The following is a 25,316-nucleotide window of genomic DNA, read 5'->3' as shown; positions in this document are numbered from 1 at the left end:
CGCTCACGCGTCGTCCCCTTCCAGGTCGCCTTCGAGCTCCAGGTACGTGGCCCGCAGCCGCTCCAGGGTGTCCGCGTCCGGCTCCGCCCACAGGCCCCGCTCGGCCGCCTCCAGCAGCCGCTCCGTGATGCCGCGCAGCGCCCACGGGTTGGACTTCTTCATGAAGTCCCGGTTCTCCGGGTCGAAGACGTACTCGCTCGACAACTTCTCGTACATCCAGTCGTCGACCACACCCGCCGTCGCGTCGTACCCGAAGAGGTAGTCGACGGTGGCGGCCATCTCGAAGGCGCCCTTGTAGCCGTGCCTGCGCATCGCCGCCATCCACCGGGGGTTGACCACGCGCGCGCGGAAGACGCGGTGCGTCTCCTCGCCGAGCGTCCGGGTCTTGACCTGGTCGGGCGTCGCGCTGTCGCCCACGTACGCCTCGGGGGAGTCGCCCGTCAGGTGCCGCACCATGGCGACCATGCCGCCGTGGTACTGGAAGTAGTCGTCCGCGTCGACCAGGTCGTGCTCGCGGGTGTCGACGTTCTTCGCCGCCACCGCGATCCGCCGGAACGCCGTCTCCATGTCCCCGCGCGCGGCCTTCCCCTCCAGCCCGCGCCCGTACGCGTAGCCGCCCCACACCGCGTACACCTCCGCCAGGTCCGCGTCCGAGCGCCAGTTCCGCGCGTCGATCAGCGGCAGCAGACCGGCCCCGTACGCCCCCGGCTTCGAACCGAAGATACGGGCCGTGGCGCGCCGCCGGTCGCCGTGCTCGGCCGTGTCCTCGTCCGCGTGCGCCCGTACGAAGTTGCGGTCGGCGGGCTCGTCCAGCTCGGCCACCGCGCGCACCGCGTCGTCGATGAGCCCCACCACGTGCGGGAAGGCGTCCCGGAAGAAGCCGGAGATGCGCACGGTCACGTCGATGCGCGGCCGTCCCAGCTCGTCCAGCGGCACGACCTCGAAGCCGGTCACCCGGCGCGAGGCGTCGTCCCACACCGGACGGCAGCCCAGCAGCGCCAGGATCTCCGCGATGTCGTCGCCCTGGGTGCGCATGGCGGAGGTGCCCCAGACCGTCAGGCCCACCGACTTCGGGTAGTCGCCGGTGTCCGCCAGGTACCGCGCCACCAGCGAGTCGGCCAGCGCCTGCCCCACCTCCCACGACAGCCGCGAAGGAATCGCCTTGGGGTCGACGGAGTAGAAGTTGCGCCCGGTCGGCAGTACGTTGACCAGCCCGCGGGTCGGCGACCCGGAAGGCCCGGCGGGGACGTAACCGCCGTCCAGCGCGTGCAGGATGTTGCCGATCTCGTCCGTCGTACGGGCCAGCCTCGGCACCACTTCGTCGCACGCGAACCGCAGCACCGCCTCGGCGGCCGGCAGTCCGACGCCCAGGACCTCGGTCACCAGACCGGCGGCCTCGGCCGCGTCCCAGCGCCGCTCCTCCATGCCCTCCGCGAGCCGCCGGCACAGCTGTTCCAGCAGGTCGATCGCGTCCGCGCCGGTACGCGCCGGACCGTCCACCAGCGCCGTCAGCCCGTCCGCCACCTTGACCGGTGCGCCCGGCTCGCCCAGCAGCTCCTTCTCGACGAGCCCGAAGTGCTCGGCCAGGCAGGCGCGCAGCCCCGGCAGGGCGTTGGCCTTGCCGCCCCACACCTGCGAGGCCCGCAGCACGGCCAGCACGAGGTTGACCCGCGCCTCGGCCTCCGGACCGCCGCCCAGGATGTGCAGCCCGTCGCGGATCTGCACGTCCTTGATCTCGCACAGGTAGCCGTCGATGTGCATGACGAACTCGTCGAAGTCGTCGTCGTCCGGCTGCTCGTCGAGGTGCAGGTCGTGATGGAGCTGGGCCGCCGTCACCAGCGTCCAGATCTGCGCCCGCACGGCGGGCGCCTTCGCCGGGTCGAGATCGCTCACCAGCGCGTACTCGTCGAGCAGTTGCTCCAGCTTCGCCAGGTCGCCGTACGTGTCCGCCCGCGCCATCGGCGGCACCAGGTGGTCCACGACCGTGGCGTGCCCGCGCCGCTTGGCCTGCGTGCCCTCACCGGGGTCGTTCACGATGAACGGGTAGATCAGCGGCAGTTCGCCCAGGACGGCGTCGGGGCCGCAGCCCGCCGACAGGCCGAGGCCCTTGCCCGGCAGCCACTCCATCGTCCCGTGCTTGCCCATGTGCACGATCGCGTCCGCCCCGAAGCTGTTCTCCAGCCAGCGGTACGCCGCCATGTAGTGGTGCGACGGCGGCATGTCGGGGTCGTGGTAGATCGCGATCGGGTTCTCCCCGAAGCCGCGCGGCGGCTGGATCATCACGACGACGTTGCCGAACTGGAGCGACGCGAGCACGATGTCGTCGCCGTCGACGTACAACTGCCCGGGCGCCTCGCCCCAGTGCTCCAGCATCCCGTCGCGCAGCTCCGGCTCCAGCCGGTCGAACCACGCCCGGTAGTCGGCGAGCGGCACGCGCGCGGGCGCGGCGGCGAGCTGCTCCTCGGTCAGCCATTCCACGTCGTGGCCACCGGCGTTGATGAGCCGGTGGATCAGCTCGTCACCGTTGTCCGGGTGGCCCTCGACCGCGTATCCGGCGTCGCGCAGGGCGTCCAGCACCCGTACCGCCGACGCCGGGGTGTCGAGCCCCACCGCGTTGCCGACGCGCGAGTGCTTCGTCGGGTACGCCGTGAACACGAGCGCGAGCCGCTTCTGCGCGTTCGGCTTGTGCGCCAGCCGGGCGTGGCGCACGGCGATGCCGGCGACGCGTGCGGCGCGCTCGGGGTCGGCGACGTACACGGGAACGCCGGCCGCGCCCTCGCCGTCCTGCTCCTTGAAGGAGAACGGCACCGTGATGAGCCGCCCGTCGAACTCGGGAATGGCCACCTGCATCGCCGCGTCCATCGGCGACAGCGCCGCGTCGGACGCCTCCCAGGCGGCGCGCGACGAGGTGAGGCACAGTCCTTGCAGCACCGGCACGTCCAGGTCCGCGAGCGCGCCGATGTCCCACGCCTCCTCGTCCCCGCCGGCCGACGCGTCGCTCGCGCGCGTGCCGCCCGCCGCGAGAACGGTCGCGATCAGCGCGTCGGCCTTCCCCAGCTCCGCGTACAGCTCCGGATCGGCGCTGCGCAGGGAACCGCAGTACACGGGAAGCGCGTTCGCGCCCTTCGCCTCGATCTGCTCGCACAGCACGTCGACGAACGCGGTGTTGCCCGACAGCTCGTGCGCCCGGTAGAACAGCACGCCCACCGTGGGACGACGGTCGTCGTACGCACGCGTCCCGTGCACGCCCCACTCGGGCATCTTCCGCGGTTCGGCGAAACCGATGCCCGTCAGCAGCACGGTGTCCGACAGGAACCTGGCCAGCTCGGCCAGGTTCTCCGGCCCGCCCTCGACGAGGTAGCGCAGCGCCTCCGCGACGACACCGGCCGGCACGGACGACTCGGCCATCAGCTCGGCGTCGGGCACGCTCTCGCCGCCCAGCAGCACCGTCGGGATCCCGGACGCCCGCAGGGCGGCGAGCCCGTCCTCCCAGGCGCGCTTGCCGCCCAGCAGCCGCACGACGGCCACGGACGCGCCCTCGACGAGCGCGGGCAGGTCCTGCGCCGCGTCGATGCGGGTCGGGTTGCCGATCCGGTACGGGGCGCCGCAGGCGCGCGCCGCCAGCAGGTCCGTGTCGGCGGTGGACAGCAGCAGCACGGTGTGGCCGCTCTCCGTGCCTTCGGTGCTCTCGGTCTCAGTGCTCATGCGGGCGCTCCAGGTGCGATGAAGGGAAGTCCTGAGGGCGCGCCCGACTCGATGAGCCGCAGCAGCGCGTCCGTATCCGCGTGTTCTTCGATCAGGTCGCCGAGGCGGTCCAGCTGCTCCTCGCGCAGTGTCCCGAACGAGGTGTCCGGCGCCGGTACGAAGCGGCGCCCCGCGGCGGCGGCCACCTCGCGCAGGAACGCGCGCCGGAACGCGTCGCTCTCCAGCGAACCGTGCCAGTGCGTACCCCAGACGGAACCCACCCGGCACCCGTCGAGGAACGGCTCGCCCTCCACCACGTCGGCGACCCCGTGGTGGATTTCGTACCCCTCGACGCTCTCGCCGAGGGCGCTGCCGACGGGCCGCGCCAGCGTCTTCTCGACGGCGAACCGCACGCGCACGGGCAGCAGTCCGAGCCCGTCCACGATCCCGGCCTTCGACTCGACGTCGTCCTCGATGCGCTCGCCCAGCAGCTGGAAACCGCCGCAGATGCCCAGCACGGGACGGCCCTCGGCCGCCCGCCGCGCCAGCGCGGCGGCGAGCCCGCGCTCGCGCAGCCACTCCAGGGCCTTCACCGTGCCGCGCGTGCCGGGCACCACGACCAGGTCGGCGTCGACGAGCTCATCGGGCCGGTCCACGAACCGCACCACGACGCCCGGTTCGGCGGCCAGCGCGTCCACGTCGGTGAAGTTGGACATGAGCGGCACCGCGCACACGGCGACCCGCAGCACGTCGTCCCCGACGGGCGGCGCGACGACCGACTCCCGTACGGCGCCGCGCAGCGACACGCGCAGCCCGTCCTCCTCGTCGATGCCGAGGCCGTGCGCGTAAGGCAGCACACCGTACGTACGCCGTCCCGTCAGGCCCTCCAGCATGTCGAGCCCGGGCTCCAGCAGCGAGACGTCGCCGCGGAACTTGTTGACCAGGTAGCCGGCCACCAGTTCCTGGTCCTCCCGGCTCAGCAGCGCCGTCGTGCCGAAGAAGGAGGCGAACACCCCTCCCCGGTCGATGTCGCCGACGACGAGCACCGGGAACCGGGCCGCTCGCGCGATGCCCATGTTCACGATGTCGGTACGCCGCAGATTGATCTCGGCCGGACTGCCCGCCCCCTCGCAGATCACGGCGTCATACGTGCCCCGCAACTCCCGCAGGCAGTCCGTCACGGTGCCGAGCAGCGCTTCCTGCCTGCCCCCGTGGTAGCCGCGCGCGCTCATCTCGCCCACCGGCCTGCCCAGCAGCACCACCTGGCTGCTGCGGTCACTGCCCGGCTTGAGCAGCACGGGGTTCATGAGCGCCGTCGGCTCGACCCGCGCGGCCTGCGCCTGCATGGCCTGGGCCCGGCCGATCTCCGCGCCCTCGCGGGTCACGAACGAGTTCAGCGACATGTTCTGCGCCTTGAACGGCGCGACCTTCACCCCCCGGCGCACGAGCCACCGGCAGATCCCCGCCGTCACCACGCTCTTGCCCGCGTCGGACGTCGTCCCGGCGACGAGCAGGCCGCCCCCCAGTCCATCGCTCATGCGTGCTTCCTTCCGGTACGTGTGCCACCTCGTGCGCGGCGCCCGAGCGCACCGAGCGCCAGCCGCCCCCCGGCGGCCGCCGCCAGCGCGAGCACCCCCACGCGGCGCGAAAGCCGCGCCGCCCGCTCGATGTCGGGTACGCCGACGGGCCGCCCGTCGGCGTTGAGCACGGGCCGGTGCTCGACGCGGCCCGCGTACGAGAGCGTCCCGCCGAGCCGTACGCCGAGCGCCCCGGCGAACGCGGCCTCCACCGGGCCCGCGTTGGGGCTCGGGTGCTTGGCGGCGTCCGCGCGCCAGGCCCGCAGCGCCCCGCGCGGGTCGCCGCCGCGTACGGCCGCGAGCGCCGCGAGGGCGGCCGTCAGCCGCGCGCCGGGCCAGCCGGCCACGTCGTCGAGGCGGGCCGAGGCCCAGCCGTAGCGCAGGTGCCTCGGGGACTTGTGGCCCACCATGGCGTCGAGCGTGTTCACGGCGCGGAAGGCCACGAGCCCCGGCACTCCGCCCACGGCGCCCCACACGAGCGCGCCGACCACCGCGTCCGAGGTGTTCTCGGCGACCGACTCGACGACGGCGCGGGCGATCTGCTGGGCGTCCAGGGACTGCGGGTCCCGCCCGCACAGGTGGGGGAGGCGTTCGCGGGCGGTCTCGACGTCCCCGGCCGCCAGGGCGCCGCCCACCGCCCTGGCCTCGCGGCCCAGGGACGTACCGCCGAGGACGGCCCAGGTGGCCGCGGCGGTCAGGGCGACGGAGGCGGCGGGGGAGCGGCGTACGGCCCGGGAGGCGAGCACGGCGGCTCCGGCGGCGCCTCCGGCGCACACCAGGGTGTGCACCGCGCCCCACCCGCGGTGGTCGCGCCACAGCAGGGACTCGACGGCGCCCGCCGCCCGCCCGAACGCGGCGACCGGATGGCCCCGGCGTGGATCACCGAGAACGAGGTCGCCGAGCAGGCCGGCGGTGGCGCCGTACGCGAAGATGCGATCGGCACGCATGGCTCAGCCGGCCGATGCGCCTCGAAGCGCTGTCGTGCGTGTACTCACAGGTATGACGGAACGGCAGCCAGGCATGGCGGTATGTCCTCACTCAGGGTCCGCGCCCTGGTTCGACGTGACCGGCGGTGAGAGTTCCTGGCTTCCGGGGGGTCGTGCTCCCCGGTCACAGTGGCGGGACCGCGCCGGTTTCGCACCGGGCTTCCTCTCGTGCCGCCGTATTTCGGCTCGGGAAGTCCACCACGCTCCGCGAACGCCGTCAACTTGCCGTTGACCTGCGACGGGAGAGTGTGCTGAGGCACACAGAGACCGCCCCGCCGACGGCCGCGAGGGGCCGGGGACGGGGCGGTCTCTGTGCTGGTTCGCCCGGATTCGGGCGGCGCGTCAGACGACGATCAGGTAGATGCCGAACGCCACGGCCGCCGCGCACAGCGCGAAGCAGGCGTACGCGCCGGTGCGGGCCAGGGCGGCGGAGCCGCCGCCCTGGGCGGAGGCGCTCTCCTGCTTGGAGAGGCCCACGATGCCGAGGGTGAACAGGCCCACCAGTGCGACGGTCGCCAGGAGGCTGACGCCGAACACGGAGCCGAGTGCTGCCCAGTCGATCTTCATGCTGCTGTGTCCCTGTCCTTACACCGCGGCCGGGCTGGCCGGCTCCGCGGAGCTGCCGGCCTGGGCCGGGATGGCGGTCTTGAGGTCCTCGGCGGCGAGGGCGCCGGCCGTGGGCGGCACGCTGACGGCCGCCATGGCGGTGGTCACGACGCCCGCGGGCTCGTCCTCCACGTCCACGTCGTTGACGTTGGTGTGGTCGACCACCTGACGGCGGGAGATGAACCAGATCGCGACGCACGAGCCGATGAGGAAGGCGGCCACGGCCGCGACACCCCAGTCGCCCTGCTTGGTCACGTACTCCGAGCCCGCGGCGACCAGACCGGCGGCCGGGAGCGTCAGGCCCCAGGCGACGAACATCCGGGTGGCGGTGGACCAGCGGACCACGCCGCCCTTGCGGCCCAGGCCCGCGCCCATCACCGCGCCGGAGCACGAGTGGGTGGTCGACAGGGAGAAGCCGAGGTTCGAGGAGGCGAGGATGACGCTGGCCGCGCCGGTCTGGGCGGCGAAGCCCTGCTGCGGCTGGAGGTCGGTCAGGCCCTTGCCCATGGTGCGGATGATGCGCCAGCCGCCGAGGTAGGTGCCCAGCGCGATCGCGACGCCGGCGGACACGATGACCCACAGCGGGGGGTTCGAGCCGGGGGCGAGGATGCCGCCGGCGACGAGCGCCAGCGTGATGATGCCCATCGTCTTCTGCGCGTCGTTCGTGCCGTGGGCCAGCGAGACCAGGCCCGCCGAGGTGATCTGACCGGCGCGGTAGCCCTTCGCGGTCGCCTTCGGGTCGGCGTTGCGGCCGATGCGGTACGTCAGCCGGGAGGCGAGGTACGCGGCGAGACCGGCGACGAGCGGGGCGGCGATCGCCGGGATCAGCACCTTGGTGACGACGGTGCCGCCGTTGACGCCGCCGAAGCCGACCGACGCGACGGTGGCGCCGACCAGGCCGCCCATCAGGGCGTGGGAGGAACTGGACGGCAGGCCGATCAGCCACGTCAGCAGGTTCCACAGGATGGCGCCGACCAGCGCCGCGAAGATCACTTCGGGTGTGATGCCCTCTTCGGTCACGATGCCGCTGGAGATCGTCTTGGCGACCTCCACGGACAGGAACGCGCCGACCAGGTTGAGCACGGCGGACATGGCCACCGCCGTCTTGGGCTTCAGGGCACCGGTCGAGATGGTGGTCGCCATCGCGTTCGCGGTGTCGTGGAAACCGTTCGTGAAATCGAACACGAGAGCTGTCACGATCACAATCGCGAGCAGCAAGGTGATGTGTTCCATTTACCCAGGCAATCGTTTGACGTCAGTGGCACGTGGAACGTAGGCAACCTGGGTGAACGGAAGGTGAACTGGGCCCGGCGGTGTGGTGACCCGAACCGGCTCCCAGACATTCCGCTTCTGGTCCGGAAGGCGTCGAACCGGGCATTCCAGGGGCTCCGCCGTCCCCGCCGGTCTCCAGAAGCGGCCGAAAGACCGGTGGAAGAGATTCCGGTCACCTGCCGCGACCGCGCTGGCAGGATCTCCCGCATGACCGACAGGGATGCGCAGCGGCCGGAACTGATCGAACAGGCGTGGGGCGAGCTGGTGGCCACCGCGCGCAGGACCGTGCGGGAGGGGCTGGTGGTCGGCACCTCCGGAAACGTCTCCGTACGCGTGGGCGGGCTCGTCCTCGTCACCCCGAGCGGAGTCCCGTACGAACGGCTGCGGCCGGAGGACGTCCTCGCCGTCGACCTCGACGGCGAGCGGGTGCTCGGCGGACTCACCCCCACCAGCGAGCTGCCGCTGCACCTCGCGGTCTACCGGAACACGCCGGCCTCCGCCGTCGTCCACACGCACGCCGTGCACGCCACCGCCGCCTCCACCCTGGTGTCCGAGCTGCCCCTCGTGCACTACATGGCCGGCGCGCTCGGCGGCCCCGTCCGCACCGCCCCGTACGCGACGTACGGCTCGCCGGAACTGGCCGACCACATGCTCCGGGCCCTGCAAGACCGCTCCGGGTGCCTGCTGCGCAACCACGGGACGATCACCTACGGCGACACCCTCGACCAGGCGTACGACCGCACCGCGCAGCTGGAGTGGATGTGCCGGGTCTGGCTCACCGCGAGCGCGGTGCCGGGCCTCGAACCGTCCCTGCTCACGCCCGGGCAGCTCGCCGAAGCGCAGGAGAAACTGCGCGGCTACGGCCAGCGCGGCTGACGCCGGCGACACGACACGCGACCGTCCGGCCCCGCCCACTGGCCCCGCGCCCCCCTGATGCGGACACTGGAGCGGTGCGCCCGGCTACAGCGACGGCAGCGGCCGTCACCTCACTCCTCGGCGCCGGCGCGGCGGCGGTCGCGGCCGGCCGCTACGCCGGCGGCGCCGCGCTCAGGGCGTCGGCCGGCAGGCCGCTGCCGTCCGACCCCCGGCTGACCGTGCACGCGGCGGCCGACGGCCGGATCACCCTGACCCGCTGCCTGGCGTCCCTGCGCCCCGGCACGTACGGCATCGAGGGCCCCGGCGTCCACGCCGTCGTCGGCCCCGTCCTGGCGGGCGTCCCGCACACCCCCGACACCGTCGTACGCCGCCTGGAACGCGTCAGCCACGGGGCCCTCGCCGCCGGCGCCCGGGTGCGGCTCACCCCGCAGGTGTACGCCGGCGACCCGCGCACCGCCCTCGGCGTCGACCACATCGACGTGGAGATCCCCGGCGAGCTCGGCCCCCTGCCCGCCTGGTTCCTGCCGGGCGCCCGCAGCACCTGGGTGATCACCGTCCACGGCCTCGGCGCCACGCGCGCCCACGGCATGAACCTCATGCCCTTCCTGCGGTCCCAGCAGCTGCCCGTCCTCGGCCTCGCCTACCGGGGCGACGCGGGCGCCCCGAGGCCCCCCGGCGGTCTCGGGCACCTCGGCGACTCGGAATGGCGCGACGTGGACGCCGCCGTCCGGTTCGCCGTCCGCGGCGGCGCCGAGCGCGTCGTCCTGCACGGCTGGTCCACGGGCGGGGCCATGGCCGTGCACGCGGCGGTGCGCTCCCCGCTCCGCGACCGGGTCAGCGGCCTCGTCCTCGACTCGCCGGTACTCGACTGGCAGGCCACCGTGCGGGCCCTGGCCGTCGCCCGCCGCACCCCCCGCGCACTGCTCCCGCTCGCAGTCAGGGCCGTACAGGGCCGCACGGGCGTGCACGGCGACCGGCTGGCCGAAGCGGCGGGCCCCGGCGGGCTGCGGGTGCCGACGCTCGTCCTCCACGGCCCGGACGACACCGTGGCCCCGTGGCAGCCGTCGCGGGAACTGGCCGGACGGCTCCCGGGACTGGTCGTCCTCCATCCCACCCCGCACGCGCCGCACGCCGCCATGTGGAACGCCGCCCCGGCCGTCTACGAAGAGGTCCTGCGCCGCTTCCTGACGCCGCTGATGTAGCCCGCCCCACCGCCGCCGCCCGGAATATCCGGCCCGTCCGCCGGGGAAAGGTTCCGGCCAGACGCCGTCCACGAACGGCAAGTTCGATTCCGTTTGGGCTTTCGGGGCGTGAACGGCGAGACTGCTCTCCGTGACGTCCCGTACCCCGCGCGACTCCAGGCTCCGACTTGTCCGCCCGCGACCGCTCGCCACCGCCCTCCCCCCGGCTTCCCAGGGCGGACACCAGGCCGTGACACCGCGGCGCACCCGCCCGGCCCCGAGGCCCCCCGAGGGCACCCCGCCGCCCACGGAACTGGCCCGTCAGGCCAGGGCCGTACTCGCCGACGCCGTACGGGTCGCGCGCTGGGCCTCCCCGTCGCCGCGCGGCGCGGCGTCCCGCGTGGAGCCCGGCCGGGACGGCGCACTGTCGGCCGCCGCCGTCCAACAGGCCGCGGCCGAACTCGGCCTGACTCCGTCCCAGGTCCGCGCGGCGTGGGACAGGGCGAGACTCGCGGGCCTGATCGAACTCCACGGCGACCGCACCCGCCCCGGCTGGCGGCTGCGTGCCTGGGACCGTGACGACGCGGCCGTGCTGCGCGGCTGGGTCGCCCTCTTCGACGCGTGGTCGATCGTCCACCCCGCGCCCGAGGGCATCGCCGCGACCGCCGTCGCCGAGGTCGTGGAAGCCGTTCCCCAGGTGCTCTCCCTCCTCCAGCTCTCCGCCGGACCTGTGCAGGTGCCCGCCCTGCTCGACCTGCTCGAACAGCGCGTCGCCGAACTGCGCGAGGAGCGCTGCGAGGTGCCGTACGGCCCGCAGCCGCTGCCGGCGGCCGACGCCGAGCCCGCCGTCTCCCTGCCGCTCCTCCTCGACTGGGCCCTGGAGGGCCAGGCCGCCGTCGGCGCCCTGACCCTCGGCCCGGGACTCGCCACGCTCACCGCCCTCGGCAACTGGGCGGTGTGGGTCAAGCTGGAACAGATCTGCGTCGCGGCGCAGAGCCCGGCGGGCAACATCGAGCAGTCCGCCGAGGACATGCTGCGCGGCTGCGCCCGCCTGACGCCGGGTCCCGCCCGCGCCGAGTACCGCGCCTGGCTCGCCGCCCGTACGGTCTCCAGCGCCGTGACCGAGCTGCTCGAAGCGGCCAGGGGCGAGGACGCGCTGCTGCGCGGACTGGCCTTCGACGCGCTGCGGGTGGTCGGGGCCCCGGCGGAGTCCGGAGTACGGGCAGCCGCCGACGACAGCTCGCTGCGCCCCTACGCCCTGCTGTGGCTCGCGGAGTACGAGGGCGCCGACCCCGAGGACGCCCACGAGGTCCTCACCCGCGAGGAGTCGACGTGGCTGTGGGTGGACACCGCCGCGGCCGTCGCGGACCACGGCGAGACACAGCTGCTCGTACGCCACCTCGACGCCGCGGTGCAGTCGACCGTGCCGGCGCTCCTGGAGGAGGTCCAGGCGATCGGCCACCCGCGCACGGTCCAGGTCCTGGTGGCCCTTGCGGCGGCCCACCCGGACCCGGCCCTCGCGAAGGCCGTGCGCCGGGCGGCCTTCCAGGTCCACACCGGCGGCGTCTAGCGCTGCGCCGCGGTCGCCGGGTCAGCCGCCGAGCGCAGGGGTGTACGTGCCGAAGCTCCAGACGTTGCCCTCGCGGTCCCGGGCCATGTAGTCCCGGGAGCCGTAGTCCTGGTCGGTCGGCGGCATCATGATCTCCACGCCATGCTCGACCGCGCGCGCGTGGTGCGCATCCACGTCGTCGACCACCACGTACACCCCCACCGGTCCCGCGCCCGCCATGGCCTCGGCGAAGACGCCCCTGCGGCCGTGCGCCCCCACCATCACCGCTCCGTTGCCGTACGCCAGCTCCGCGTGCTCCACGTAACCGCCCTCGCTCTCGTAGAGCGCCACCTCCCGGAAGCCGAAGGCGTCCTTCAGGAGCGCGATGGCCGCCTTGGCGTCCTTGTACAGAACCGTCGGGTACATGCTCGGTGCACCGGCCATGCCGATCACCCCGTCCTCTCGTCAGGCGGCCCGTCGAATGCTTCGCGTGCGTCACGCACGCCGAAAGGTGACGTGCGTCTCAGTCTTCCACCGGCCACCGACAACGCCACTTCCGCCGGCGCGCGGCCGAACGGGGGACGCGGCGCCCCCGCCCCGCCGTGTCGGCCGGGCCCGTCCGCCCGCCCCCGGCGCCCACGACTACGTTCTGTCCCTGACCCATGGGCGGCGCCGCAAGGGGGAATCGTGACTGCCAGCACGTCAACGGCCGCGCCGGCCGGTGGCATCAGCAGTTCCGCCGCCCCGGCCCCGAGCGCCGCGCTCCCCGCCCCCGCCCGGCGCCGCCGCCGCGCGCGGCGCATCGCCGGCAGCCTGCTCGCCGCCGCCCTCGCCCTGCCCCTGGTCACCGCCGCCCACCAGGCCAGGAGCGCCCCGTACGGCGACCGGCTCACCGCCCACACCCGCGCGGCCCGCCCCGATCCGGCCCTGCGGATCAGGGACCGGGCGGTCGAGGCGTACGACGGGGCCAGCGGCCGGCGGCACTGGACGCACACCCGCGCGGGACGCCGCCCGCTCGCCCTGCGGCCCGCTCCCGGCCACGCCTTCGCGCTCTGGAGCGACGGCCTGGTCACCGACACCGCCCGCACCACCGGCCGCACCGTCCACTGGCACCGCGCCGTCCCCGGCCTCTCCTCGTGGCTGGCGGCCGGCGGCCCGGCCCGTGCCGCCGGGGTGCTGCACCCCCTCGACCCCGCCGCCGGAATGCTCGCCGTCGTCACCCCGCAGCGCATCGCGGCCTACCGCACGCTCGACGGCGACCTGCGCTGGGTGCTGCCCGCCCGGCGCGGCTGCGCCTTCGAACCGCGCCGCACGGCCCGTACCGGCGGCGCGCTGCTGGTCGCCCAGCCCTGCGGCGCCACCGCCCCCTGGACCGCCGAACTCGTCGCCGTCGACGATCTCGGCCGGATGGCGCCCGACCGCACCCCCCTGGGCAACGCCCCGCCGGGCGGCAACGCCCGCGCCAGAAAAGCAGTTGCGGGCGACCGTTAGACTGGGTCTATGGCAACTCTCCTTGTGCATTAGACGGCGTCGAAGATTTCCCCGCCCGTCCCTTCCGCCGTCCATACCGCCCTGGAGTTTTCCCCTTGATCACCGCCTCCGGCATCGAGCTGCGCGCCGGCGCCCGCCTCCTCATCGAGTCCGCTTCCTTCCGCATCGCCAAGGGCGACCGCATCGGCCTCGTCGGCCGCAACGGAGCGGGCAAGACGACCCTCACCAAGTGCCTCGCCGGCGAGGGCACCCCGGCGGGCGGCACCATCACCCGCTCCGGCGAGGTCGGCTACCTCCCGCAGGACCCGCGCACCGGCGACCTCGACGTCCTCGCCCGCGACCGCATCCTGTCCGCCCGCGACCTCGACGCGGTTCTGCGCAAGATGCGCGAGAACGAGGAGCGCATGTCGAACGGACAGGGCGCCACCCGCGAGAAGGCGATGAAGAAGTACGAGCGCCTGGAGACGGAGTTCCTGACCAAGGGCGGTTACGCCGCCGAGGCCGAGGCCGCCACCATCGCCGCCGCGCTCGGCCTGCCCGACCGTGTGCTCGGCCAGCCCCTGCACACGCTCTCCGGTGGTCAGCGCCGCCGTGTCGAGCTGGCCCGCATCCTCTTCTCGGACGCCGACACCCTGCTCCTCGACGAGCCCACGAACCACCTCGACGCCGACTCCATCGTCTGGCTCCGCGACTACCTGAAGAACTACCGCGGCGGCTTCATCGTGATCTCCCACGACGTCGACCTCGTCGAAACGGTCGTCAACAAGGTCTTCTACCTGGACGCCAACCGGTCGCAGATCGACGTCTACAACATGGGCTGGAAGCTCTACCAGCAGCAGCGCGAGGCCGACGAGAAGCGCCGCAAGCGCGAGCGCCAGAACGCCGAGAAGAAGGCGTCGGCCCTCAACTCGCAGGCCGACAAGATGCGCGCCAAGGCTACCAAGACCGTCGCCGCGCAGAACATGGCCAAGCGCGCCGAGCGGCTGCTCTCCGGCCTCGAAGCGGTGCGCGTGTCCGACAAGGTCGCCAAGCTGCGCTTCCCGGACCCCGCGCCCTGCGGCAAGACCCCGCTGATGGCGGAGGGCCTGTCGAAGTCGTACGGCTCGCTGGAGATCTTCACCGACGTCAACCTGGCCATCGACAAGGGGTCGCGCGTCGTCATCCTCGGCCTCAACGGCGCGGGCAAGACGACCCTCCTGCGGCTGCTCGGCGGCGCCGAGAAGCCCGACACCGGCGAAGTCATCCCGGGCCACGGCCTCAAGCTGGGCTACTACGCCCAGGAGCACGAGACCCTGGACCCCGAGCGCTCCGTCCTGGAGAACATGCGCTCGGCGGCGCCCGACCTCGACCTGGTCGCGGTCCGCAAGACGCTCGGCTCCTTCCTCTTCACCGGCGACGACGTCGACAAGCCGGCCGGAGTGCTGTCCGGCGGCGAGAAGACCCGGCTGGCGCTGGCGACCCTCGTCGTCTCGTCCGCCAACGTCCTGCTCCTCGACGAGCCGACGAACAACCTCGACCCGGCCAGCCGCGAGGAGATCCTCGGCGCCCTGCGCACGTACAAGGGCGCGGTCATCCTCGTCACCCACGACGAGGGAGCGGTCGACGCGCTGGAGCCGGAGCGGATCATCCTGCTGCCCGACGGCGTGGAGGACCTGTGGGGCCCGGACTACAAGGACCTCGTCGCCCTGGCCTGACCGGGCGCCCCGGCCCCGGGCCGGATCCCTCCCGCTGGATCATTCGGCTTACCGGTGATCCTTCATCTGAGTGAGTGGCTCTCGTACCCCGGCGTGTCATGCACCGGAGCGCGGCCCGCCCCCCGTGGGGCGGGCCCTTCGCGTTCCGCTGATCGTTTACCGGCGCTGACCTGGCCATTCCCCCCGGGGCCCGCCGAAACGTACGACGGGGAAACCGCGCGAGCGCGCGCCGTGAGCCCCGCGGGCCGTTCCCGGCGGCCGAACGTTGTTGTACGGACCTTGCCGAATGGGTGGCCAGGAAGCCGGGAAGGGGTGATCATGAGAGTCCAGAGCGCACTTCCTTGAGGAGGCACGGGTGGCCGAGACTCTGAAGAAGGGCAGCCGGGTAACCGGCGCCGCGCGCGACAAGCTCGCGGCAGACCTGAAGAAGAAGTACGACTCCGGTGCGAGCATCCGGGCGTTGGCCGAAGAGACCGGCCGCTCCTACGGATTCGTACACCGGATGCTCAGCGAGTCCGGCGTCACGCTGCGGGGACGCGGCGGGGCGACACGAGGCAAGAAGGCCACTACGGCCTGACCGCCTCGGGCGGGCCCGGCCCATCGTTTTCGGGCGGTGGCCACCCGGTCGATCGCAGGATCGCCCGGGTGGTTACTGTGCAGTCACTTGATGACGGCACGACTGCCACCCGGACCGGAGGCGCCACATGGCTTCGCTCGACTCTGTGCTCGACAAGGACGGCGTACGACTCACCGTCGAGGACGCCGTTGCCACGGTGACCCTGACCAATGCGGCAAAGCGCAACGCCCAGTCTCCCGCTCTGTGGCGGGCGTTGACAGAAGCCGGACGGTCTCTGCCTGGCAACGTGCGGGTCGTGGTGCTGCGCGGCGAGGGCAAGTCCTTCTCCGCCGGCCTGGACCGGCAGGCGTTCAGCCCCGAGGGCTTCGACGGTGAGCCCTCCTTCCTTGACCTGGCACGCGGCTCCGACGAAGACCTCGACGCGGTCATCGCCGAATACCAGGAAGCGTTCACCTGGTGGCGGCGCAGCGACCTCGTGACCATCGCCGCCGTACAGGGCCATGCCATCGGCGCCGGTTTCCAGCTCGCTCTCGCCTGCGACCTGCGGGTCGTCGCCGAGGACGTGCAGTTCGCCATGCGCGAGACCAGCCTCGGTCTCGTCCCCGACCTCACCGGTACGCACCCGCTGACCAGCCTCGTCGGTTACGCGCGTGCGCTGGAGATCTGCGCCACCGGACGCTTCGTCCACGCGGCGGAGGCCGAGCGCGTCGGCCTCGCCAACCTCGTCGTGCCCGCCGGAGAACTCGACGGCGCGGTCCAGGACCTGGCGGCCGCGCTGCTGGCCGCCCCGCGCGACGCGGTGATCGAGACCAAGGCGCTGCTCCAGGGCGCGTCCTCGCGCACGTACGAGGACCAGCGCGTCGCCGAGCGCGCGGCGCAGGCCCGCAGGCTCCGCGACCTCGCCGGCCTCGGCGACTGACGCCTCCAGCCTCCGCCGGCCGGTGCGGCGACCGTCGCGCCGGCCGGCTCATTCCACCCGGGTCACCAGGACGGTCACCGTGGACCGTCCGCCCAGGGACGCCGCGACCGCCTTGCGCACGGCGATCGCCACCGCGAGCGCGCGGTGGCCCGCCGCCGTCGCCACCTCGACGCGTACGTGGCCGTCGTCGACGTGGACCGGGGCGCCGAGCACACGGGTCAGGCGCGCCACGCCCGGCACGGCCGCGGCGGCCGCCGCCGCGCGCTCGGCCCTGCCGCGCTCCTGCGCCCCGTCGGCGCCCTCGTCCGTCGGCGCCTGGCCGCCGCCGGACTCCGCGTCCGTCGTACCCGTACCGCCGCCCTTTTCGTAGGGGCCGCCCGCTTCCGTGCCGCCTTCCGCGCGCCCGCTCTCCTCGGGCCCGCCGCCGGTTCCCCCGTCCGGGGGAGTGCCCGCGAGTTCCTGATCCGCCTCCACAAGGTCCGTCACCCGCAGGTGCACGGCCGTGACCGCGAGTCCCAGCCGGGCCGACGCCGCCTCGCGCAGCGCGAGGCGCAGCCGCTCCGCCCGGTGCGGCAGCGGCTCGCCGCCCGCCGTGGCCGTCAGTTCCGCGTCGATGCGCAGCGGACCGGGCGGCAGCGCGCCCGGCGGCGGCGGAACGGCGGGTTCCACCGCCGCGTCCGGGTCGGCGAGCCCGATGCGCAGCGATCCCAGCCGCACGCCGGCCGTGCCCGCCGTCGCCTGCCGCAGAACCGCGTCGGCCGCCTTCTCCGCGAGCCACGCGCCGTCCGACGCCTCGCCCAGGGGCAGCAGTCTGCCCAGGCCGAGTCGTTGCCGTACTGCCCGGGTCATTCCGTCAGGTGCCATTGCTCCAGCCTGCCGCATCCCCGGCGCGAGATCGGGCAACCGGCCCTAATCTGGGCAATGGAGTCCAGTACCGCCCGAAAGGGGACGAACGGATATGACTGACACCACGCGGAACCGGCCGGACCATCCCGACAAGGGCACGCCCGGCGAGGGGGCTCGGAAGACCTCCATGACGAAGCGGGGCGGCGGCGATCCTTCCTCCCGCGGACGTACGACCATCGCCGACGGCGTGGTCGAGAAGATCGCCGGCCTCGCCGCCCGCGACGTGATGGGCGTGCACGCCATGGGCAGCGGACTCTCCCGCACCTTCGGGGCCGTCCGCGACCGGGTGCCGGGCGGAGCGAAGTCGGTCACCCGGGGCGTCAAGGCCGAGGTCGGCGAGGTGCAGACGGCGCTGGACCTGGAGATCGTCGTCGAGTACGGCGTCTCCATCTCCGACGTCGCCCGCTCGGTACGGGAGAACGTCGTGTCCGCCGTGGAACGCATGACGGGCCTCGAAGTCGTCGAGGTCAACATCGCGGTCAGCGACGTGAAGCTGCCCGACGAGGAAGAGGACGAGCCGGAGCCACGTCTCCAGTAGAGGGAGCAGCAGGATGAGCATGGCGGTAATCGGCCTTGTGGCCGGTATGGCGCTCGGATTCGCCGGGTACTTCGGCGGGTTCGGAGCATTTCTGCTGGTGGCGGCCTTGGGCGCGATCGGCTTCGTAGTGGGCAAGTTCGCCGACGGCGACCTGGAACCAGGCGACTTCTTCCGCGTGGGTGAGCGCGGCGGCCGGCCGAGGTGATCCCCGCGATGGCCACCGGTCAGGTCGAGGCCGCCGAGCGCGGCGCGACCCGGATCGCCGACCGGGTCGTCGCGAAGATCGCCGCGCAGTCGGCGCGCGAGGCGCTCGGGAAGACGCCGGAAGGCGGCAGGGCGCCGCACGCCACGGTGACCGTGCACCACGACAGGGCGCGGGTGCGGGTCGTGCTGGAACTCGGCTACCCCTCCGACATCGGCGGTCAGTGCGGCGCGGTACGCCGGGGTGTCTCCCACGGCGTCAGCGCGCTGGCGGGCATGGAGGTGTCCGAGGTGGCGGTCCACGTCGAGCGGCTGCACTCCTCGCAGGCGCCGCACGGGAAGCGGGGGAGGATCAGGTGAGCGAACCCGACAGCGGCGACAGCGGCCGTACGCAGCGGCTTCCCGTCCTAGGGCGCGAACAGGACGGGCCGGGAGCGTCCGGCGCGTCCGCCGCGCACGACAGGGTGCCCACCCTCCGGGAAGAGGAGGACGGCGGACGGGCCGGACGTTTCTGGTCCGCCCGCCGGGTGCCGGCCGCGCTCGTCGCCCTGCTGACACTCGGCGGCGCCGGTCTGCTGCTGTACGACGTCGCGGCGGTCCGGGCCGGCCACCCCGCGATGCGGTGGCGGCGCGAGCTCGCGGACGGCCTCGCGACGCGGCCCCTGGACGACGTCTGGGTGCTCGTCGGCGCGGGCGTCGCGGCGGCGCTCGGCCTGTGGCTGCTGCTCCTCGCCCTCACCCCGGGGCTGCGCGCGATCCTGCCCATGCGGCGCACGTCGGCCGACGTACGGGCCGGGCTCGACCGGCGGGCCGCCGCGATGATGCTGCGCGACCGGGCCATGGAGGTGTCCGGCGTGCAGTCCGTGCGGGTGGCGGTGGGCCGCTCCAGAGTGCGGGCGCGCGCGGTGTCCCACTTCCGGGAACTCGACGACGTACAGGCCGATCTGGAAGCGGTGTTCGCCCACGGGATCCAGCAGCTCGGGCTCGCCCACCGGCCGGGTCTGTCCGTGCGTGTCGGCCGGCCGGCCAAGAAGAGGTGACGGAGCGATGCCCAAGAAGGTCAACCGTGTCCTGCTCGGGCTGGCGGGGCTGGTGCTGCTCGCCGTCGGCGGCGGGGTGCTCGCCACCGGGCTCGGGATGTCCGTACCGTCGTGGTGGCCCTTCGACGGCCGGGACGACGTGCTGCTCAGCGACGCGGACCGGACGCGGTGGCGGGACTCCGGGTGGTGGTGGCCGGTGGTCATCGCCGCCCTGGCCGTACTGGTCCTGCTCGCCCTGTGGTGGCTGCTCGCCCAGCTCCGCCGGCACCGGCTCGCCGAGGTGCTGGTCGACAGCCGGGACGGCGACGGCGCGGTGCTGCGGGGGCGGGCGCTGGAGAACGTCATGGCGGACGACGCGGGGACGCTGGACGGCGTGGAGCGGGCGCACGTGAGACTGACCGGCCGGCGCGACGCGCCCCGGGCGCGCGCGGCGCTGCTCCTCGCGCCGCACGCCGAGCCGGCCGGGACGCTGGCCGGGTTCACGCACGGGGCGCTGACCCGCGCGCGTGAATCGGCCTCGCTGGAGTCGCTCCCGGCGGAGGTCCGCCTGAGGGAGGTCAAGCACGGGGCGCGGCGCGTGAGTTGAGGCGCGACCGGACGGGCTCGCGGGCCGGTCCCGTCCGGCCCGCGCGTGCGTACGCCTGCGTACGCGGACGTCTCCGGACGGATCAGAAGCCGTGGCGTGCGCCGCCGTCCACCGGCAGCATGACGCCGGTCAGGTACGACGCAGCCGGGGACAGGAGGAACGCGGCCGTCCTGCCGAACTCGTCCGGCCTGCCGTAGCGCCGCAGCGGGATGTTCGCCTCGTTGGCCGCGCGGGCGGCCTCCGCGTCGCCGGACAGCGCGTCGAGCTGACGCACCCGGTCCGTGTCGATGCGGGCCGGCAGCAGGCCCACCACCCGGATGCCCCGCGGGCCGAGGTCGTCGGAGAGGGACTTCGCGAAGCCGGCCAGGCCCGGGCGCAGGCCGTTGGAGATCGTGAGGCCGTGGATCGGTTCGTGGACCGACCCGGAGAGCACGAAGCCGATCACGCCGCCCTCGGACAGCTCGGCCGCCGCCGCGCGGGCCAGGCGTACCGCGCCGAGGAAGACGGCGTCGAAGGCCGCCTGCCACTGCTCGTCGGTGTTGTCGGCCGCCACGCCGGGGGCCGGGCCGCCGACGCTGATCAGGATGCCGTCGAAGCGGCCGAAGTGCGCTCGGGCGGCGGCGATCAGGCGCTGCGCAGACTCGGGGTCGGCGTTGTCCGCGGCGACGCCGACCGCGTTCGGCCCGAGTTCGGCGGCGGCGTCCCCCACCGCCTTCTCGTCCCGGCCGCTCAGGACGACCTTCGCGCCCTCCGCCGTCAACTGCCGCGCCGAGGCGTGGCCGAGCCCGCGGCTCGCCCCGGTCACGACGTACACCCGGTCCTTCAGTTCAAGATCCATGGGCCCATCCTGCCGTCTGCTCCCCGTCCCCGTCGAGGGCGAGCGCGGACCCCACAAGTCCGATATGACTGAATGCCTGCGGGAAGTTCCCGAGCTGCCGCCCGGAGGACGGGTCGTACTCCTCGGCGAGCAGTCCCACGTCGTTGCGCAGGGTCAGCAGCCGCTCGAACAGCTCCCGGGCCTCCTTCACCCGCCCGGTCATCCGCAGCGCGTCGACGAGCCAGTACGAGCAGGCCAAAAAGGTCCCCTCGTCGCCGGGCAGGCCGTCCACGGTGAGGCCGTCGGTGCTGTAGCGGCGGATGAAACCGCCGTGGCTCAGCTCGGACCGTACCGCCTCCACCGTCCCGACGACCCGGGGATCGTCCGGCGGCAGGAAGCCGACGCGGGGGATGAGGAGCGTGGCGGCGTCCAGCTCGGTGGAGCCGTAGTACTGCGTGAAGGTGTTGCGCTCGGGGTCGTACCCCTTCTCGCAGACCTCCCGGTGCACCTCGTCGCGCATCGCCCGCCACCGGTCCGCGTCGCCGCGCAGCGCCGGGTTCTCCTCCAGGGCGCGTACGGCGCGGTCGGCGGCGACCCACGTCATCACCTTGGAGTGCACGAAGTGCCGGCGAGGACCCCTGACCTCCCACAGGCCCTCGTCCGGCTCCCGCCAGTTTGCCTCCAGGAAACCGAGGAGGCTCAGCTGGAGGTTCCACGCGTGCGGCTTGGGCCGCAGGCCCCACGCCCTGGCCAGGTAGAGCGAGTCGATGACCTCGCCGTACACGTCGAGCTGGAGCTGTTTGACGGCCGCGTTGCCGGTGCGGACGGGGGCGGACCCCTCGTACCCCTTCAGCCACGGCAGTTCCGTCTCGGGCAGCCGGCGCTCGCCGGACAGGCCGTACATGATCTGGAGGTCGGCCGGGTTGCCCGCGACCGCCCGCAGCAGCCAGTCGCGCCAGGCGGCGGCCTCGTCGATGTAGCCGGCCGCGACGAGCGCGCCGAGGGTCAGGGTGGAGTCGCGCAGCCAGCAGTAGCGGTAGTCCCAGTTGCGGACGCCGCCGATCTCCTCCGGCAGCGAGGTCGTGGGGGCGGCGACGATGCCGCCGGTCGGTGCGTAGGTCAGCGCCTTGAGGGTGATGAGCGAGCGCAGCACGGCTTCCCGGTACGGGCCCCGGTACCGGCACCGGGAGGCCCACTCCTGCCAGTCCTGGAGGCTGTGTTCAAGGCCCTCGTACGGGTCGGTGGGGGGCGGCTCCTGCTCGTGCGACGGATGCCAGGTCAGGACGAATGCCACCTTTTCGCCCTCGGCCACCGTGAACGACGAGTAGGTCGTGTACTGCTGGCCCCAGGTCTTCACCCAGTCCGCCGGCTCGGTGCGCAGCCAGGCGGAGTCGGGTCCGGCGACGGCCACCCGGTGGCCGGCCGTGCGGCGCATCCACGGCACGATGTTGCCGTAGTCGAAGCGCAGCCGGAGCGTGGAGCGCATGGTCACCTCGCCCGAGAGGCCCTCCACGATCCGTACGACGTCGGGGGCCTCGTCGCGCTGCGGCATGAAATCGGTGACCTTGACCGAGCCGGACCGGGTCTCCCAGACCGTGTCGAGGATCAGGCTGTCACCCCGGTACGAGCGCCGCGCGCAGGCACCCGCGCCGGCCGGGGCCACGCGCCAGTGGCCGTTCTCCTCGTCGCCGAGCAGCGCGGCGAAGCACGCCGCCGAGTCGAAGCGGGGCAGGCAGAGCCAGTCGATGGAACCGTCCTTGCCGACCAGTGCGGCTGTCTGGAGGTCCCCGATGAGCGCGTAGTCCTCGATGCGTTGGGTCACGAGAACTCGTGTTCCCGCGCCGGTGCGGCGTTAAGCGGCCCCGGGCGGCGCGGCGGCGGACCGGCTCAGACGTCGGCGGTGGCCGGTTCGGCGGGCGTCCCTCCGGCGGCCCGCGCCGCCTCGGCGCGGTCGCGCAGTTCGCGGCGTACGAGGACGACCCAGCCGACCGGCACGGCCGCGGCGAACAGCCACCACTGCACGGCGTACGCCATGTGCGGGCCGATCGAGTCGGCGTCGGGGTCGGGCACGAGCTGCGGCTTCGGTCCGGCCGGGACCGGCTCCGTCAGCTCGATGTAGCCGCCGAGGACCGGCCGCCCGAGCGCCTCGGCCCGCTGTTCGCTGTTGATCAGCATGACCTGCCGGGGCGGCAGACCGCTCAGGTCCTTGATGCCGGTGCCGCCCGTCGTCTCGTCGGCCTTGAGGCGTCCGGTGACGGTGACTTCGCCCTTCGGCGCGGCCGGAACCTCGGGGAACGCCTGCTGGTCCGCGCCGAACGGGACCCAGCCCCGGTTGACGAGGACCGCACGGCCGTCGTCCATGACGAGTGGGGTGAGGACGTGGAAGCCGACCTGGTCGTCGGCGTCGGTGCGGCGGCGGACGACGACCTCGTGCGCGGTGTCGTACCTGCCGGTGGCGGTCACCCGGCGCCAGTAGTCGGCGCGCGGGACGGTGTGTCCGGGGGAGGTGATGTCGCCGACGGGCAGCGGCTCGGCCCGCAGGTTGCCCGAGATCAGCTCGTTCTGCGCGACCCGGTGCTCGTGCCGGTGCAGCTGCCAGAAGCCCAGCTCGACCATCGTGGGGATGAGAGCGAGCATCAGGAGGGTGAGGATCACCCACTGCCGGGACAACAGGAAGCGGTACACGTCCTTGACGTTACCTGGCGCGCGGCGGTCCCCGGCGGGTGGGTCGCCCGCCGGGGCGGGCCGGTGTCCGGCCGCCGCCTCAGACCTTGTCGACGATGCCCACCTTCCCCTCCGCGCGCGAACAGTGGGCGCCGCAGTACCAGTGGCCGTCGACCTCGACGCCCTGGCCCAGGATCTGCACCCGGCAGTGCTCGCAGATGGGCGCCATCCGGTGGATGGCGCAGGAGAAGCAGTCGAAGACGTGCACCGCGCCCTGCGCGTGCACCTCGAAGGACATGCCGTAGTCGTTTCCGCATACCTCGCAACGTGCCATGCGCCACAGGGTGGGACGGCGGGCGGCGGCAGGGCGAGCGGGCGGCGGGCGAGTCGCGTGCCAATCACCCGTCTGCCGTGCCTGGCCCGGTTCTCGTCAGCCCGCCGGAGCCACGTCCCGCAGCAACTGCGTGAAGGCGGCCTCGTCGACGACGGGGGTGCCGAAGGACTTGGCCTTGACGGTCTTGGACGTGGCCGAGTCGGGATCGTTGGTGACGAGCAGGCTGGTGAGCCGGGACACACTCGTCGCGACGTGCAGGCCCGCCTCGACCGCGCGGTCCTCCAGCAGCTCGCGGTCGACCGACGTGTCGCCGGAGAAGGCCACCCGCATGCCCTGCTTGAGCAGTTTGCCCGGTTCGTACCGTCCAGGGTTCGGGTACGGGCACGCCGGCCGCTTCCGCGACGGACGCCAGCTGCCCCCGCCGCCCCGGTACGCCGCCTGATGGCCCACCCGCGGCGTCACCGGCGAGTCGGACCACTCCGTGAGCGGCAGGCACTCCAGCAACGGCAGCCGCACGCCGCCCTGCGCCGCCGCGTGCAGGCTCGGGCGGAACGCCTCGGCCAGGACGCGCGCGTCGTCGAGGGCGTGGTGCGCGCGCTGCTGCACGACGCCGAAGTGCGCGGCCAGCGACTCCAGCTTGTGGTTGGGCAGCGGCAGGCGCAGCTCCTTGGAGAGCGCGATCGTGCACAGCCGCTGCTGAACCGGCGCGGTGCGGGCGGCCCGTGCGTACTCCCGGGCGATCATCGACCAGTCGAACATCGCGTTGTGCGCGACGAGCACCCGGCCGTCGAGCCGCTCCGACAGTTCGGCGGCGATGTCCGGGAACAGCGGGGCGCCCGTCAGCACATCGCTCGTCAGGCCGTGGATCCAGACGGGGCCGGGGTCGCGCTCGGGGTTGACGAGCGTGTACCAGTGGTCCTCGACGTTCCCCCGGTAGTCCAGCCGGTAGACGGCAGCGGAGATTATCCGGTCGTCGCGCGCGAGCCCGGTGGTCTCCACGTCGACGACCGCGTACCCCTTCGGGTAGGCGGTCGGCCACGGCGCTGCTGTCGATTGGTCTTCGAGCATGGTCACTGAGGATACGGGCCCCCACTGACAGCCCCGCCCGCCCGGGTGAGCAGACCCTCCACCAGAGCCCGCACGGAGTTGACGAAGAGGCGTTCGGGATCGGCGGGCCGGGCCGGCGCGCGCGCCAGCGTCGGGTCGTGCTCCGCGTTCCGCGCGTCCCACAGCTCCTCCCGGCCCGGGTGCTGCTCGGGGGCGCGTGCGCGGTTGCGCTCCACGAGGACGTACCCCACGACCTGGTACTGGACCGCCCGTACGGCCTCCGCGGCCCTCGCCCCGCGCAGACCCGCGGCGTGCGTCTCGCGCACGAGGGCGCGCTGGGCGGGCAGGAACATCCGCTCGGTGAGGCCGCGTTCGTGGACCATCGCGATCAGGTGGGGGCGTTCGAGCAGCTCGCGGCGCAGGCTGCGGGCGGCGGAGACGATGCGCGCGGCCGGGGTGCGGCCGGCCGGGCGGACGGCGCCCATCTCCTCGACGGTCCGCTCCACCAGGGCGTCGAGGAGCGACTCGCGGTTGCCGACGTGCCAGATGGACGTCACCGCCGTACCGAGCCCGGCGGCGAGCCTGCGCATGGTGAGCGCCGCCGGCCCGTGCTCCCTGACGAGGGCGGCCGCCGCGTCCAGCACCTCGTCGCGGGTCAGCGCGGTGCGCGGGGCGCGCGGTCCGGCGCTGCCGCCCGTGGCGCCCGAGGCGCGTGTGCCGCGTGGCATCGGAGCCCCCGAATCCCGTACGTGCGCGGCCCTTTCACCTTCA

The 25,316-nt window shown here is 73.6% G+C and carries 25 protein-coding genes and 1 riboswitch; of the genes, 12 read left to right on the top strand and 13 right to left on the bottom strand.

Translation table 11 applies throughout. The features are described from left to right. Positions 1 to 3 precede the first annotated feature (3 nt). The 5 genes from cobN to ACWGH0_RS09455 form a co-directional block, all read right to left on the bottom strand. A complete protein-coding gene (cobN, locus tag ACWGH0_RS09475; protein WP_453403575.1) occupies positions 4 to 3,705 on the bottom strand; it encodes a cobaltochelatase subunit CobN in 3,702 nt (1,233 codons plus the stop codon). Beyond that, positions 3,702 to 5,210, bottom strand: a complete 1,509-nt coding sequence (locus ACWGH0_RS09470; RefSeq protein WP_453403645.1) for a cobyric acid synthase — start codon at positions 5,208 to 5,210, stop codon at positions 3,702 to 3,704. The genes cobN and ACWGH0_RS09470 overlap by 4 nt, the downstream gene beginning before the upstream one ends. Positions 5,211 to 5,218: 8 nt before the next feature. Beyond that, entirely contained in the window at positions 5,219 to 6,208 is a 990-nt protein-coding gene (locus ACWGH0_RS09465; RefSeq protein WP_453403574.1) for a cobalamin biosynthesis protein, read from the bottom strand. Between the two features lie 129 nt (positions 6,209 to 6,337). After that, a riboswitch (cobalamin riboswitch) is annotated at positions 6,338 to 6,413 on the bottom strand. A gap of 176 nt (positions 6,414 to 6,589) precedes the next feature. After that, the gene (locus ACWGH0_RS09460; RefSeq protein WP_453403573.1) at positions 6,590 to 6,814 is read right to left on the bottom strand and encodes a hypothetical protein; all 225 of its coding nucleotides are present in this window, start codon (positions 6,812 to 6,814) and stop codon (positions 6,590 to 6,592) included. 18 nt (positions 6,815 to 6,832) lie between these two features. Continuing rightward, positions 6,833 to 8,086 (bottom strand): anion permease, encoded by a 1,254-nt coding sequence (locus ACWGH0_RS09455; RefSeq protein ID WP_453403572.1) that lies wholly within the window; start codon positions 8,084 to 8,086, stop codon positions 6,833 to 6,835. Positions 8,087 to 8,332: 246 nt separating this feature from the next. On the opposite strand from ACWGH0_RS09455, the gene ACWGH0_RS09450 reads away from it, so the two are divergent. From ACWGH0_RS09450 to ACWGH0_RS09440, 3 genes are all read left to right on the top strand, one after another. Continuing rightward, positions 8,333 to 9,001 (top strand): class II aldolase/adducin family protein, encoded by a 669-nt coding sequence (locus ACWGH0_RS09450; RefSeq protein WP_453403571.1) that lies wholly within the window; start codon positions 8,333 to 8,335, stop codon positions 8,999 to 9,001. Positions 9,002 to 9,075: 74 nt separating this feature from the next. Next, on the top strand, positions 9,076 to 10,203 hold the full coding sequence (locus tag ACWGH0_RS09445) for an alpha/beta hydrolase (protein WP_453403570.1): 1,128 nt from the start codon (positions 9,076 to 9,078) through the stop codon (positions 10,201 to 10,203). A 130-nt stretch (positions 10,204 to 10,333) separates the two neighbouring features. Beyond that, entirely contained in the window at positions 10,334 to 11,752 is a 1,419-nt protein-coding gene (locus ACWGH0_RS09440; RefSeq protein ID WP_453403569.1) for a hypothetical protein, read from the top strand. 21 nt (positions 11,753 to 11,773) lie between these two features. Here the strand turns inward: ACWGH0_RS09440 and ACWGH0_RS09435 are convergent, their stop codons facing one another. Then, positions 11,774 to 12,175, bottom strand: coding sequence for a VOC family protein (locus ACWGH0_RS09435; RefSeq protein WP_453403568.1), 402 nt, complete (start codon positions 12,173 to 12,175; stop codon positions 11,774 to 11,776). A gap of 243 nt (positions 12,176 to 12,418) precedes the next feature. On the opposite strand from ACWGH0_RS09435, the gene ACWGH0_RS09430 reads away from it, so the two are divergent. The 4 genes from ACWGH0_RS09430 (at position 12,419) to ACWGH0_RS09415 (ending at position 16,412) form a co-directional block, all read left to right on the top strand. Then, positions 12,419 to 13,222 carry a hypothetical protein gene (locus ACWGH0_RS09430; RefSeq protein ID WP_453403567.1) on the top strand — a complete coding sequence of 268 codons (804 nt, stop codon included), beginning with the start codon at positions 12,419 to 12,421 and terminating at the stop codon, positions 13,220 to 13,222. A gap of 95 nt (positions 13,223 to 13,317) precedes the next feature. Continuing rightward, complete coding sequence (locus ACWGH0_RS09425; RefSeq protein ID WP_453403566.1) at positions 13,318 to 14,916, top strand: ABC-F family ATP-binding cassette domain-containing protein; 1,599 nt, start codon at positions 13,318 to 13,320, stop codon at positions 14,914 to 14,916. A 355-nt stretch (positions 14,917 to 15,271) separates the two neighbouring features. Further along, positions 15,272 to 15,493: a helix-turn-helix domain-containing protein gene (locus tag ACWGH0_RS09420; protein ID WP_010987827.1), complete on the top strand. Its 222-nt coding sequence runs from the start codon at positions 15,272 to 15,274 to the stop codon at positions 15,491 to 15,493. Between the two features lie 127 nt (positions 15,494 to 15,620). Further along, positions 15,621 to 16,412 (top strand): enoyl-CoA hydratase/isomerase family protein, encoded by a 792-nt coding sequence (locus tag ACWGH0_RS09415; RefSeq protein WP_453403565.1) that lies wholly within the window; start codon positions 15,621 to 15,623, stop codon positions 16,410 to 16,412. 48 nt (positions 16,413 to 16,460) lie between these two features. Here ACWGH0_RS09415 and ACWGH0_RS09410 read toward each other — a convergent pair whose 3' ends face one another. Then, the gene (locus ACWGH0_RS09410) at positions 16,461 to 17,276 is read right to left on the bottom strand and encodes a nucleopolyhedrovirus P10 family protein (RefSeq protein ID WP_453403564.1); all 816 of its coding nucleotides are present in this window, start codon (positions 17,274 to 17,276) and stop codon (positions 16,461 to 16,463) included. A gap of 94 nt (positions 17,277 to 17,370) precedes the next feature. Between ACWGH0_RS09410 and ACWGH0_RS09405 the strand changes: the two genes are divergently transcribed. Genes ACWGH0_RS09405 through amaP form a run of 5 tightly spaced genes read left to right on the top strand, consistent with a single transcriptional unit; the run spans position 17,371 to position 19,683 of the window. Continuing rightward, a complete protein-coding gene (locus ACWGH0_RS09405) occupies positions 17,371 to 17,856 on the top strand; it encodes an Asp23/Gls24 family envelope stress response protein (RefSeq protein WP_453403563.1) in 486 nt (161 codons plus the stop codon). Between the two features lie 13 nt (positions 17,857 to 17,869). Continuing rightward, entirely contained in the window at positions 17,870 to 18,061 is a 192-nt protein-coding gene (locus ACWGH0_RS09400) for a hypothetical protein (RefSeq protein ID WP_453403562.1), read from the top strand. An 8-nt stretch (positions 18,062 to 18,069) separates the two neighbouring features. Continuing rightward, positions 18,070 to 18,417, top strand: a complete 348-nt coding sequence (locus ACWGH0_RS09395) for a hypothetical protein (protein ID WP_453403561.1) — start codon at positions 18,070 to 18,072, stop codon at positions 18,415 to 18,417. Next, on the top strand, positions 18,414 to 19,097 hold the full coding sequence (locus ACWGH0_RS09390; protein WP_453403560.1) for a DUF6286 domain-containing protein: 684 nt from the start codon (positions 18,414 to 18,416) through the stop codon (positions 19,095 to 19,097). The genes ACWGH0_RS09395 and ACWGH0_RS09390 overlap by 4 nt, the downstream gene beginning before the upstream one ends. A gap of 7 nt (positions 19,098 to 19,104) precedes the next feature. Continuing rightward, the gene (amaP, locus tag ACWGH0_RS09385) at positions 19,105 to 19,683 is read left to right on the top strand and encodes an alkaline shock response membrane anchor protein AmaP (RefSeq protein ID WP_453403559.1); all 579 of its coding nucleotides are present in this window, start codon (positions 19,105 to 19,107) and stop codon (positions 19,681 to 19,683) included. An 82-nt stretch (positions 19,684 to 19,765) separates the two neighbouring features. Here amaP and ACWGH0_RS09380 read toward each other — a convergent pair whose 3' ends face one another. The 6 genes from ACWGH0_RS09380 to ACWGH0_RS09355 form a co-directional block, all read right to left on the bottom strand. Further along, on the bottom strand, positions 19,766 to 20,521 hold the full coding sequence (locus ACWGH0_RS09380) for an SDR family oxidoreductase (protein WP_453403558.1): 756 nt from the start codon (positions 20,519 to 20,521) through the stop codon (positions 19,766 to 19,768). Beyond that, on the bottom strand, positions 20,511 to 22,322 hold the full coding sequence (locus ACWGH0_RS09375; protein ID WP_453403557.1) for a glycoside hydrolase family 15 protein: 1,812 nt from the start codon (positions 22,320 to 22,322) through the stop codon (positions 20,511 to 20,513). Before ACWGH0_RS09375 ends, ACWGH0_RS09380 begins: the two co-directional genes overlap by 11 nt. Before the next feature lie 65 nt (positions 22,323 to 22,387). Next, positions 22,388 to 23,185 carry an SURF1 family cytochrome oxidase biogenesis protein gene (locus ACWGH0_RS09370; RefSeq protein WP_453403556.1) on the bottom strand — a complete coding sequence of 266 codons (798 nt, stop codon included), beginning with the start codon at positions 23,183 to 23,185 and terminating at the stop codon, positions 22,388 to 22,390. 79 nt (positions 23,186 to 23,264) lie between these two features. Further along, positions 23,265 to 23,498, bottom strand: a complete 234-nt coding sequence (locus ACWGH0_RS09365; protein WP_453403555.1) for a hypothetical protein — start codon at positions 23,496 to 23,498, stop codon at positions 23,265 to 23,267. Positions 23,499 to 23,594: 96 nt separating this feature from the next. Beyond that, complete coding sequence (locus ACWGH0_RS09360; protein ID WP_453403554.1) at positions 23,595 to 24,572, bottom strand: DEDDh family exonuclease; 978 nt, start codon at positions 24,570 to 24,572, stop codon at positions 23,595 to 23,597. Further along, entirely contained in the window at positions 24,569 to 25,273 is a 705-nt protein-coding gene (locus ACWGH0_RS09355; RefSeq protein ID WP_453403553.1) for a TetR/AcrR family transcriptional regulator, read from the bottom strand. The genes ACWGH0_RS09360 and ACWGH0_RS09355 overlap by 4 nt, the downstream gene beginning before the upstream one ends. Between the last annotated feature and the right edge of the window lie 43 nt (positions 25,274 to 25,316).

Source organism: Streptomyces sp. NPDC054887, assembly GCF_053610585.1.
Note: the sequence above shows the minus strand (reverse complement) of the source record. Positions and strands in the feature narration are given on the sequence as shown.